We start from the raw sequence: 12,333 nt of genomic DNA, 5'->3' as shown, positions 1-12,333 counted from the left end.
TCGTGGTTAAATCACCTGACGATACAACCGGAATTGATATTAGCAACCGCCAAGGCTGTTAAAATAATGTGTTAATTGCTCCCTGAGCGGAGTCGAAGGGAGCCATTAACAAAACACCTTGGCAACTCCTATCTTCCTAATTTTAAGCTTGATATTTTTTCAAAGTAGCAACTTGTTCGGGGAAGATTTCGATCGACATTTTGTCATCATATCGAGTAGCGAGCGATCGCCTCACCTCTCCCAAAAACAGTGGCTGGGAGACTCCTGGCTCTGGATGTACAATTGTCCGTACCCTGATCGTCATGTAGTCTCTGCCACGTCCAGAGCGGCCTGGGGAGTACAAATCCGCAGCAGCTTGCTGCATCGTCGCTTCCAACTGTGATGGGGCGATAGTCGGTGGCACGGTAATTACAGTTTGAGCGCCGCCTGTATCGTAAACCAGAGAATAGCGCACAGCACCGGGAATTTCTGTGCGAGTAAACAATCCTAAACCGAGGCCAAATATACTAGCAGCAATTACTGCCATAAAGCTAGTAACTCCTACCAAGCGGAAGCGAAAACCCCACTGCAAGATAAAGGCAATCACCGTGAAAACAGCGAAAGCCACTGTGAGAATTCCTGCCCATTGGGCGTACATTAAAAGGTTAGAATTTACGTTCATTGGATATTTCTGTATTTGTTGACTGTTATTTGTTATTTGTTATTGGTTAAAAGACTAATTAACCGCTTATAAAAACCTAGGTAAACCAGGGTAAGCTCTGCGGTATAAGCTTTAAACGTTCTTTCTTAGTGCTTGCGCTTCCTCGGTGTCGAGGTTGACCAAGAAACTCCAGTTAGAAACGCTATAATAATCACAGCGACGTGATATTACAGCCGAACGTTTGATCTTTTTATTCAGTTGGTTCCACTCGCTCCAAACGTGCTTTTCCGGGTTCATCTCGGAATAGGCGGTTAAGGAGCGAGGTATTTTTTCACTCTTATTCATGGCCCTGCGAGCAATCACCAGTGCAGCCGATTCGTCGCTGGCTAAGCCATACATTTTTAAGTATTTCACCAAGCCGATAATGCTTGAGTAAGCTGGGTTGACTGCAATTAGCTCAATTCCGCGATTCGACAAAATAGAACTGAGTTGTTTGTAGAACTCACTATATGCCCAGCCCGATAACATCCGCGCATACTTTCTACTTTCCTCCCCTAGAGATTGCTTTTTTGTTGAGAAATCTAGTTCTTCGCAAACTACGGGACATTCCAATTCCGTGGCTCTTACTGCTAGTTGCAGGCAGGCATTAACAATCTGAGCCTGCTGTTTGCCATTTGGTAAGCCCATCTGCAAGGGAATCTGCCCTTTGGCTTTGAGATTTCCTTCAGTATCAACATACGCCCACCCAATAGAACCAGGATTCATATCGATACCAATGCAACCGTACATCCTATTTCTAGAAACTTGATTCACAGGCTTGGGAGTAAATTGCACGGCAATCACCCACTTTCCGTTTTTACGGTAGAAGTGCCAGGTCTTAGCCCCGCATTCTGGTAGTCTATTTATGTTGCGATTGAAATCACCAACCTCGGAAGATACAGCTTTCCCGAATCGTGACTCTAAGCATTTGGGGACTCTAAAAGTTATTTCGCTCCCATTCCACTGGGAGACTTGATTGCCAAAAGACTCGTCTTTAGAGCCGACGACAAAAATATCACCGTGAGGGACGACGACTTTGATTGGCTTGACTCTTAAGTGTTCGATCCTATTCGTTAACAGGGTCAGTCTACGCTTTTTATTGTGTATTTGAAAGCGTAAACTCTGCCAATTGGTAGATTTGTATTGGAGCGAGCAAGCTATGGGAAAATTACAACCTGTCTTTGAATTATGCCATTTTTTCTTGGCATAAAATTTACGGGCTAATGCCAACTTACGTTCGGCTTTCTTGAGCCATGCACTAATGGATTTAATCTTGACTTCAAGAGTCTTTGTGTGTAAAATTTTGTGTTCTTTAGCCCCGTCTACACGACATGAGGCTGCACTGATTACGCCATTTGCATGGCGCTTATTGATGCCGTAGGTTTGCTGTAAGTGTGTGTTCCAGTCGGACTTCTTGAATTGTGTACTTAAAAGTAAGTGGTTGACTGTTTCAATACTTGCAGCCCTGAAAATTGGGGCGTAAGCTTCTAAGAACATCTCGAAATCTGTAAATCCAAGTTCGTTGAGTTCATCTGCTGGCGTGGGCAAGCCTTTACAATAAGTTAAGGTAGCCATTGATTCGACCTCTCAATGTGGTTGCATCCTAGTATATTAATCGCTTCGCGCAGGATTTGCAAGTTTTTCAATGAGTTTCTTTTATTTCCGAAACGTCGCTGGCGAGGTCTTTTTCAAAGGTTACACCTTCTCTTTTGATCGAAATCATCAACGCTAATTAGTCTGTTCGTCAATTTACCGAGAATTTAGTAACTAAAACCTAGGTAAATTTAGGTAAAATGTCAACTGCTGTTAACCCTTTGGACCCAACAGCAGATAAGTAATCATATCTCCTTTGCCCTTCACATGAAGCACGCCTTGATTCTGGAAAATGTACTTATCCCGTAGCCGTTCGTAGGTAGCAACTGTCACCTGAATCCCTCCGGGTACACCTTGAGATTCCATCCTAGAAGCTATATTTACTGTATCTCCCCATAAATCATAGGTAAACTTTTTAGTACCAATTACCCCAGCTTCCACTGGGCCAGTATTGATACCGATGCGGATGCTGAGTGGTCGATCGCCTTTGGTTCGCATTTTGCTAATGGCTGCTAGAATGTCGATCGCCATAGAGGCGATCGCCTCAGCATGATTGTCACTGGGTGTGGGCAAACCACCAACTACCATATAAGCATCGCCGATGGTCTTAATTTTCTCAAGTCCGTAGCGATCGGCCAACTCATCAAATTTCGAGAAAATCTGGTTGAGCAATTCCACCAACTCCGCGGGGGATAAGTGAGTCGAAAGCTTAGTAAAACCAACCAAATCCGCAAACATCACAGTCACGTCAGAGAAACTGTCGGCGATCGTAATTTCTCCCTGTTTGAGGCGTTCGGCGATCGCCTGGGGTAAGATATTCAGCAGCAAACGCTCGGACTTCCCCTGTTCCTCGGCTAACTCCTGTAAATAAGCTTGCTCATGATCGCGCAGCCGTTTTTTTTCCAGACAAGCACTAATCCTAGCCTTCAATAGTACCGGATTAAAGGGTTTAGAAAGATAATCTTCCGCCCCCAACTCGATACAACGGACGATACTGTCAATATCGTCCACCGCCGAAATCATAATCACTGGGATGTAGCGCAATCTTTCATCCGCCTTCAGGTTTTCCAGGACTTGATACCCGTTCATTTGGGGCATCATAATGTCAAGCAGAACCAAATCAAAAGGCGCAGAGCGCATCAATTCTAGAGCTTGGACACCATCTTCAGCAACTGTCACCGCGTGGCCTTGACGCTGAAGTCGGCGGGCCAGTAAATCGCGGTTTACTTCATTGTCGTCAACAACTAGAACTCTGCTCTCATCACCTTTCATGTCATAGCCTCTTTCAGAAGCAGTTCAATCTTACCCAAAAGTCGGGGAAATTCCACCGGTTTGGTGTCGTAGTCGTCGCAGCCAGCGTCTAAACACTTTTCTCGATCGCCTGCCATAGCATGAGCCGTCAGAGCAATCACCGGAATCCTGCTAGTTTCTGGAGCCGCCTTAATTTGCCTGGTTGCTTGCCATCCATCGAGCACTGGCAGACTCATATCCATCAGAATCAAATCCGGTACTTTGGCGATCGCCATGGACACTCCCTCGGCACCGTCCACTGCAATAAACACCTCGTGTCCCTTGCGAGCTAGGCGTCTTGATAGCATATCTCTGTTCATTTCGTTATCTTCGACCAACAGGATTTTAGCCATTGGTTCCCTCCTTGTCTTTCGAGCCGTACCTGCGATCGAATCTGTCATTTACTATAGAACGAACGTCGCGCAGCAAAGTATCGCAACTGTAGACTCCCTTAAATAGCACGCGATCGACACAACCATTTAGCTGTTGACTTTCGGCTGGTGTCAAATCTTTACCCGTGATCACAATAATCGGTATTGGATCTCCAGAGTTCAATTTGCGAACTTCGCTAATCAACTCAAAACCATCCATTTCCGGCAACATCAAATCCAGTAGGATTAGGTTGGGTCGGGAAACGTCTAGGCGATCGAGAGCAGCGCGCCCACTATCGGCTTCCGTTACTGCCCAGCCCTGTTTTTCTAGTATGCGTCGCAGTATTCTGCGGGTGGCAACATCATCTTCCACAATCAGGATCTGACAGCTCAAATTGTTATTTGCCCGGTTGTCTTGGTGGCGTCGGTACTTCCTCAACAAAGTAGCCAGCCGTTTGCCGTCCACTGGCTTAGTGAGATAGTCCGATGCACCCAATGCAAAGCCGAGGCTTTTGTTGCCAACAAAGGATAGCAGGATTACGGGAATTTCTGCAAGGTCTGAATCTGCCTTCAGGGCTGAGAGCACTGCCCAGCCGTCCATTCCCGGCATCATCACGTCGAGAGTAATGGCATCCGGGTGCAGTTGCTTGGCGAGGGCTAAGGCTTGTTCCCCGTTGGTGGCGAGTTCTATGTGTAGTCCTTGGCGAGTCAGAGCGCGTTGGATCAAATCCCGCGAAATCGGGTCATCGTCAACTACAAGAATAGTCCCTATAGTATTGGAACCCAGGGGGCTGCTGCTGTCGCGGACTTTAGTTTCTGGTATTTCCGGCAGTTTGATTTGGCTTGGTAGGATGACGGTGAAAGCGCTGCCGATACCCAATTTGCTGTTGGCTTCTATGGTGCCACCCATCATCTGACAGAAGCGCTGGCTGATAGCCAATCCTAAACCTGTGCCCCCGTACTTACGGGTTGTTGAAGCATCAGCTTGGGTGAAAGGTAGGAAAACTCGCTGCAATTGTTCTGGATTCATGCCGATTCCGGTGTCGGCGACACGGAAACTTAAAAATTCCGAATTGGAAATTAAAATTTGACCAGATTCCTCTTGATTTTTGATTCTTAACTCTTCATTTTTAATTTTTTCGACTCCGATCGCAATCTTTCCATTTTGGGTAAATTTAGCGGCGTTACTCAGCAGGTTCAGTAGTACCTGTCGCACTTTTGTCATGTCTGCGTGCATGGTGTCGAGATTGTCAGGGCAGTAAATTTCTAGGATGTTGCCGTTTTTTTCGATCAGTGGGAGTGCGGTAGCCACCGCACTCTGTATGAGGGATGGGATGTCAAAGGTTTCTAGGTACAGTTCCATTCTCCCGGCTTCAATTTTAGAGATATCTAAGATGTCGTCGATCAGGGATAGCAGGTGTTTGCCGGCGGTGCGGATTTTTTCTAGATCCGGGACTGATGCCTCGTTCCCAGAGTCTTCGGCTTCTTCTTGAAGCATTTCGCTGTAGCCGATGATCGCGTTGAGGGGTGTACGGAGTTCGTGGCTCATGTTGGCCAGAAATGTACTTTTGGCACGGTTTGCTGATTCTGCTGCTTCTAGAGCCTGGTGGAGGGCTGATTCTGCCTGTTTGCGATCGGTGATGTCTTCTACAGTACCTTCGTAGTATAGAACGTTGCCGTTGTCGTCGCAGATGCTGCGGGCGTTTTCGGCAATCCAGATTTGGGTACCGTCTCGGCGGTATACTTGCGATTCAAATTTGGATATTTCACCGACATCGCTCAGGACTGCAATCAAGTCTGCCCGTCGGTGGGGGGCGCTGTAAAATTGGCTGTTGACATCTGCCAGTTCGTTTTGCATTTGGGTGCAGGAGTCGTAACCGTAGATGCGGGCTAGTGCTGTGTTGGCACTAATGTAACGCCCGTCAGGGGTGATTTGGAATATGCCTTCCACTGCGTTTTCAAAGATGCTGCGGTATTTTGTTTCGGCTTGTCTCAGGGCTGATTCTGCTCGCTGGCGCTCTAGGGCATTGGCTAGCATTTCTCCTACTATTTTGAGCTGGGTGCATATTTCTGGCGATCGACTTGTTGTTTCCTTTTGGCTATCGAATCCGATAAATCCGATTAATTCTTTACTGCAAACTAGGGGGATAATTATCAACGATCGCAGGCTTTTAATCGCTTCTTTAATTGGGAAATTTGGCAGGGATTCTCCCAGGGATGCCAAGGATTTCAGGGAGTTATTATTGGGATTTTTAAATTGGTAGTTTTGGCTTAATTCCGCTGCTTCATTTTCGTCAAAATATGCTACTTCTAATATTTTTATTTCCTCTATTTCGTTGATTTCTGGAATGTATATGCTTTCAAAATTAGCTATGTTTTCGGCTAGCCAAGGGATTTGTTCAACTGATATTTCTGGTCTTTTTTCTTTCAGGTACTGTCTCCCTTCTTGACACCATTCGTAGCTGTTTTTAAATTTATTTTTGTCTGGGGATAACAGGTAGATGTAACTGCGATCGAAGCTGGTTTTTATGGCGATCGCTTCTAGGGCTTGAACTATACCTCGCTCTATTTCTGATACTGACTTGCTGATAAAATGTGTGGATAAACTGGTAATTAATTGATCGAACTCAACTCGCTCTTGCAAAGCTTTTTCTACTCTTTTACGTTCGGTAACATCTCGAAAACTCCAGACTCTGCCTATTATTTTTGAGCCGACTTTTGAGGGCAGGGAATGTAATTCTAGAATTTTCCCATCTTTAAATTCTAATAAGTCGTCTATTTGAGTATCTGGATGAGCCGACACTTTCATCACATTTTTGAGAAATCCTTGGGGGTATTTTAATTGGCGCAGGGCAAAGGGAAAGCTGGTTTTAGTGGGTTTTTGCAGAGTGCCGACAGTCGATCGACTTAATTGCTGTGCTTCCGACAAACCCCACATTTCGAGAAATTTTTGATTGTAGTTACACACGTTACCATTATTGTCAACAGCAATAATACCCGCATCCGTGGATTCTAAAACTGATTGTAGCATAGAGAGCGATCGCTCTTTTTCTCTAGCAACTCGCTTTTGTGCGCCGATGTCAAAAAATACTAAGACGGAGATGTTAGCGCCACCATCGGCGGGATTGAAAAAATAGGAAACGGGTAAAATTTTCCCATCGCGGCAGAGAAATTCGTCCTCTGAATTACTGTAAGGTTGACCAGAGGCGATCGCCTCTGGTAAAGATAGTTTAGTGGCGATCGGTGACTGTTCGCTCTTGTTTGCTTCCTCTGGATTGGAACTTAAAACCTTTGATTTTTTGCCTTTCCTCTGTTTGGAGGCGATGCGCCACCCCTGCGCCACCCCTGCGAGTTCCGACTCTCGCCATCCCAACAGGCGTTCAGCTTCTGGATTGACACCAATCACAATTCCCTCAGCATCCAGGATCAAAAGTCCGGCACCTAAGTTGTTGAAAGTGGCCCGCAGTCGATCGATTTCTGAAACCTTGGGAGCGTCTGGAACAGACTCTTCCCCTTCTCGATCCGAATTTTCTGAAGCTGGTTTCACCAACACCCGCTGGTCATTGCTGTGATAGCTTTGACCGATCTCTTCTAAAAATCGCTCCCACTGCTCGGCAGTTGGAGGGGTAGAACGGTCGGTTAAATTAAGTTGTGCGAGTTGGCGCAGGAGGTGAGGATGCATAATTTATCGTGCTTTGTAAGCAACTTTCTTAAGTATAGGTAGTCGAGTGTCAATTACTCTAAATTTTCAAATCAAATCTAACATTTAAAATCGATTGTCGAAGTTTCGCTGAACTTGGCTGGAAGCCTAATTGTAAAAATAGAGCCTTGATTCAACTCGCTGATAGCTGTAACATCTCCGCCCATCATTTTGCAGTATTTTTTGGTAATTGTCAGTCCCAAACCTGTTCCACCATACTTTTTGGTGCTGGAAGAATCGCCTTGGGTAAATGGCTCGAACACTCTGGCTAATTGCTCGTGAGTCATACCGATGCCAGTATCTTTGACAGTGAAAACGATCCAGTCTTGAAATATAGACTGGGGAGACATCGCAGGTGAATTATTTTCTTGTCCTCCATCAACAGGCTCTAATACTGTAGACTCCTCGGTAGTTGGGACTTGTTGGCGAGTAACGGCGAAAGTCACCACCCCAGAGAAAGTAAATTTAGAGGCATTGCTCAGAAGATTCAGCAAGCACTCGCGGAGTTTAGTCAAATCACTATACATATCGCCAATATCGTCATCACATTGTATGTCTAAAATATTAGAATTTTTGTCTGCCATCAGGGCAATCATAGCAGCCACATCCTCAACCAAACTTAAGATACTGAAATTTTCCAGGTCTAGTTTCATGCGACCAGCTTCAATCTTAGAAAAGTCAAGAATATCTTTAATAATTGCTAGCAAGTGTTGACCTGCCGTGCTAATTCTCTTGAGGTCATCGACAAACTCTTCGGCACCTAGGTCTTGGGCATCTTCTTGCAGAAGTTCGCTGTAGCCAATAATCGCATTCAGCGGGGTTCTCAGTTCGTGGCTCATGTTGGCGAGAAATTCACTTTTGGAGCGATTGGCCGCTTCGGCTGCTTCTTTGTCCCGGCGGAATTCTTCGGCTCGTTTGCGTTCGGTGATGTCGCTAGTCATGATTAAAACGCACTGGGTGCTGCCAAGGTAAATCAGTTCCACCGACAGCAGCCAGTCCCTTTCTTCGCCTGTTTTAGTGCGAATTAATACTTCTTCATTGCTGATGGAATTTTGCGATTGCAAAGTCTTGGCCAGTCGCGGTCCGTCTTCAGGGTTGACCCACATTTTCAACTCGTCAGCATTGTGGCCGAGGAATTCGCTACGTTCCCAGCCTAGCTGGCGCAAAAAGCTTTCATTGGCATCTAGAAAACAGCCGTCTGTGAGGGTGCAGATGCTGATGCCGACTGGTGATGCGTGAAAAGCTTTGGAAAATCGCTCTTCGGAGGAGCGGAGGGCTGCTTCGGCTCGCTTGCGGTCTGTGATGTCTTGGACAGTGCTGCTGATATAGGTAGAGTTGACGGCGGCTTGTTCGCAGACGGTACGCTGGCAGCCGTCGGGGAGTAATAGTCGGTAGTCGATGCTATAGGGTTGTTTTTGAAATAAAGCAGCTTCAATGGATGTCTTGACTAATTGTCGATCGTCTGGATGTACATATTCCAAGAAAGCTTCGAGACTGGGTTCAAAGCTTCTCGGCGGTTGTCCCAGAATGCGGTAAATTTCATCAGACCAGCGCAGTTGTTTGGTAATGCGGTCTAGGTCCCAGTTGCCCAACTGGGCGATGCGCTGGGCATTGGCGAGGCTGGCTTCGCTAGCTCGCAGGAAGGTTTCTGCGAGGCGACGTTCGGCTACGGTGGCCGCTAAGACTAAGCCTGTAACGGCGATGACAGCAATGAATGCTTGCAGGGATAAAAGTGCTTGGGGGATGCTGCTAGCGTGTTTGAGAAAAGGGCCGCTACCTCTGGCTATGCCCCAAATGGCGAAGCCACACAGGATGACGTTGGAGAGGGCGGTGTAGCGCTGACCAAATCGAAAGGCTGCCCAAACTACTAGGGGAAAGGGCAGGTATTCTAGGGGATAGCGGGCGTAGGCGGCACGGGTGCGGGAGCAGAAGACTAGCCAGCCCACGGCTAGCAGTAGCAGCAGCCAAATAGCGCGTTCGACAATCTGCTGGCGATCGGCTTTGATGGAGGGTAATTCACGCCAAGTCAGGATCAGGGGGGCGATGAGCAAAATTCCCATAGCGTCTCCCACCCACCAAGTAGCCCAAATTCTGCCAAAATTGCTCCAGCTAGATAAGCCTGTGAGACATTGGACGAGGCTGCCGATGGTGGAGTTGATCAGGGTAGAGCCGAAGGCTGCTAGTCCGACTATTCCTAAGATGTCTTTGAGTCGATCGAGTCCGGCGCTGAAGTTAAGCCGTTGCAGCAGGTAAGTTCCTGTCCATGCTTGCAGAGCTCGGCCGCTGGCGGAGATAAAGGCGCTGGCGATGTTAGCTGAGGGGTCGCTCATGCTGAACAGGAAGCCACCGATGGCGACGCCTGGCCACAGTTGACGCCCGAATAGCAGGAGTGCAACTTGGGCAATTCCTGCTGCTGGCCACATGGGGGATACTTCTGAACTCAGTGTGAGCATGGAAATGGCGAATTGGGACGCCCAAAAGTAGATCAGAGCGATCGCCCCTACTGAGAGGAAGTACCGCCAGGAATGTCCTTTGATTGTGTGAAGGAACTTTTTCTGCATTGTCGTTGGGGGAACAGGTGGAGAGTCGTTGGGGGGGTATGAGTCAGTGCTACGAGACAGGGAGCGGGTATGGAAAAGCTTGCTATTAAGTGATGGTAGGGCATAGATGGTTGCTAGGAGAAGAAGGGTTTAAACTCACTTTTTGTTGAGATGTTGAAGGCTGTTTTTTTTCGGACTCGATCAAATTTACACGTAAAATTTTGATTTGTCGCCAAAAGGCATTTTTCGCCAATATATCCCTAATGGTCGATGGTTCGGTGGGCAAATTTTGGGTTTTTGTTAAAGATTTATGACTTGGGAAGAATGGGCATTAGTTGGTTTATAAAGGAGCGTTGGATCGATCGGTGGGACTGATTCTCCAATCTCAAGTCTCGAATCGAACCTATAATCCGATCGCACTTCTGATACTCGAGTTCGCAGAATTTGTCAGGTATCTGGGTAGTCTATTTTTTTGGCTGCGCTGACTTATTCCCAAAGCCCAGGCGGTTTGGCATCCTTCAGCAAGAGTGTATTGTCCAAATTCTAACCCTGCTTTTTCAAGTTCTGGCGAGCTCTTGATTAAAAATAAGTTTTCACTCCCAAGGAAGGCTGTGGCCCGTTTGATGCGTGGTATCGGCATTCATTGGTAGAAGGACTTATTAACCGCAGATTCAGGCCTAGCTAGATGTTAGTAAAACGAGCTGAAGCTAAAAACTCGGCTGGTAGTGAATTGGCTTGTCCTGCTGTGGTATTTTGAAACAAAATTGTGAAGGCTCCTGCTTCTAGTTTATGTTGCGGCCACATCCGATAGCAAGGAATTGGACTCATTCGTTGCACAGCAGTAATTCTGGGTTTAATGTTTTCCAAGCAAATATATAGCAATCCTAAATCATTTGTGAACTTCTTACTCCCTCCTCTTACTAAGGGGAGGGTTGGGGTGGGGTAAAAAATTTACGACTCCTGCAAGGATTGCTATACTTTCACATCGAAGGAGTCACAGGCGGTAAATCAGAATTGTTTTTAGCCTGAGTTAATGCTGACCTATGTTCGCCCCTCAGCTTGGGTTTTAAATACAAGTTTTCAATCAAAGCAGCAACTCCTGCAAACCAAGGTGGCACAATCACCGCCCCGATAATTCCCAATACTTGAACCCCTCCTAAAACCGATAGTAATTGATACAAAGGATGAACTCCTACGGAGGAACCGACCAATAAAGGATCGAGGACGTAAGTTTCTAAGTTTTGGACGATCGCAAATAATAGCAATACCCATAAAAGCACCCAACCACCTTTAGCTAATGCTACGATTAATGCTGGCACTGCTCCCAATACCGGACCGATGAAGGGAATTAGGTTGGTCACGCCTGCGATCGCACCTAAGCCTAAAGAAAATTCCGGCATTCCCAAAATGCTCAAACCTGTGGTAATGAATAGGCCTAAAATCCCGGAAACTAAAAAACGGCCGCGAATGTAACTTCCCATTCTTTGACCAATCGGTGTAGCTTGGGCTGCTAATCTTTCATCCCAAGGCTTGGGGAAAAACTGCACTAAACTGTTAATTAAGGTTTCGCTGTCGGCAACCATGTAACCTGAAATAAATAAGGCTAAAACTAAACTGAAGAAACCGCCCAGAATGCCTCTGGTTAAACTATAGGATCGCAAAACCAGTTGTTGACTCGATCGAATCAGCCAATTAGTCAAGGATTGAGTGTCCAACAATTGTCCCACCAAGCTTGGTGCATCGTCAGTCAAGCGACTGGCTAAGCTGGTGGCGACGGTTTCTAGACTTTCGGCATAAACTGGTAATTGTCGCAACAGTAATTCTATTTGTTCGATCAGCGTCGGGCCAATTAATACTACTGTTCCACTAAACCCGCCGATGAGAGCTAAATAAACCATAATTACCGCCAGCCAGCGGGGAACGCGCATGGTTTCGGCCCAATTGACTATGGGTACGATGGAAGCGGCGAGCACGACGGAGATCATGATAATTACTAACAGGCTCCGCAATTGCCACAGCAGCACTAACAGCAAGGAAGATGCTATGATGAGCAGCAAGTTAGGTATAGAAATAGTTATCCGCTGTTCTGACATAATTAAATAATAAATGTAGTCTAAGAGGGCGGGTTTATCTATCTCTTCCTTTACCCAAAATATTTAG

General features: G+C 46.5%; 8 protein-coding genes. All 8 read right to left on the bottom strand.

Going from position 1 to position 12,333, the window contains the following annotated elements:
- Nucleotides 1–142: 142 nt before the first annotated feature.
- The 8 genes from P2A85_RS07705 to P2A85_RS07670 all read right to left on the bottom strand — a co-directional run bounded on the left by P2A85_RS07705 (nt 143) and on the right by P2A85_RS07670 (nt 12,266).
- Nucleotides 143–661 carry a Ycf51 family protein gene (locus P2A85_RS07705; RefSeq protein WP_377478441.1) on the bottom strand — a complete coding sequence of 173 codons (519 nt, stop codon included), beginning with the start codon at nt 659–661 and terminating at the stop codon, nt 143–145.
- A 111-nt stretch (nt 662–772) separates the two neighbouring features.
- Nucleotides 773–2,254 (bottom strand): hypothetical protein, encoded by a 1,482-nt coding sequence (locus P2A85_RS07700; protein ID WP_377478440.1) that lies wholly within the window; start codon nt 2,252–2,254, stop codon nt 773–775.
- A 231-nt stretch (nt 2,255–2,485) separates the two neighbouring features.
- Complete coding sequence (locus P2A85_RS07695; RefSeq protein WP_341736779.1) at nt 2,486–3,544, bottom strand: adenylate/guanylate cyclase domain-containing protein; 1,059 nt, start codon at nt 3,542–3,544, stop codon at nt 2,486–2,488.
- Nucleotides 3,541–3,915 carry a response regulator gene (locus P2A85_RS07690; RefSeq protein ID WP_341736780.1) on the bottom strand — a complete coding sequence of 125 codons (375 nt, stop codon included), beginning with the start codon at nt 3,913–3,915 and terminating at the stop codon, nt 3,541–3,543. Before P2A85_RS07690 ends, P2A85_RS07695 begins: the two co-directional genes overlap by 4 nt.
- Complete coding sequence (locus P2A85_RS07685) at nt 3,908–7,615, bottom strand: response regulator (RefSeq protein ID WP_377478439.1); 3,708 nt, start codon at nt 7,613–7,615, stop codon at nt 3,908–3,910. The genes P2A85_RS07690 and P2A85_RS07685 overlap by 8 nt, the downstream gene beginning before the upstream one ends.
- Before the next feature lie 77 nt (nt 7,616–7,692).
- On the bottom strand, nt 7,693–10,194 hold the full coding sequence (locus P2A85_RS07680; protein ID WP_377478438.1) for an MASE1 domain-containing protein: 2,502 nt from the start codon (nt 10,192–10,194) through the stop codon (nt 7,693–7,695).
- Between the two features lie 660 nt (nt 10,195–10,854).
- Nucleotides 10,855–11,001: a hypothetical protein gene (locus P2A85_RS07675; protein WP_377478437.1), complete on the bottom strand. Its 147-nt coding sequence runs from the start codon at nt 10,999–11,001 to the stop codon at nt 10,855–10,857.
- A gap of 152 nt (nt 11,002–11,153) precedes the next feature.
- Nucleotides 11,154–12,266 carry an AI-2E family transporter gene (locus P2A85_RS07670; RefSeq protein WP_377478436.1) on the bottom strand — a complete coding sequence of 371 codons (1,113 nt, stop codon included), beginning with the start codon at nt 12,264–12,266 and terminating at the stop codon, nt 11,154–11,156.
- Nucleotides 12,267–12,333 lie beyond the last annotated feature (67 nt).

Origin of the sequence: Microcoleus anatoxicus, assembly GCF_042465725.1 — a bacterium.
GTDB lineage: Bacteria > Cyanobacteriota > Cyanobacteriia > Cyanobacteriales > Microcoleaceae > Microcoleus > Microcoleus anatoxicus.
The sequence above is the reverse complement of the archived record's forward strand: the minus strand, read 5'-3'. Positions and strand labels throughout refer to the sequence as shown.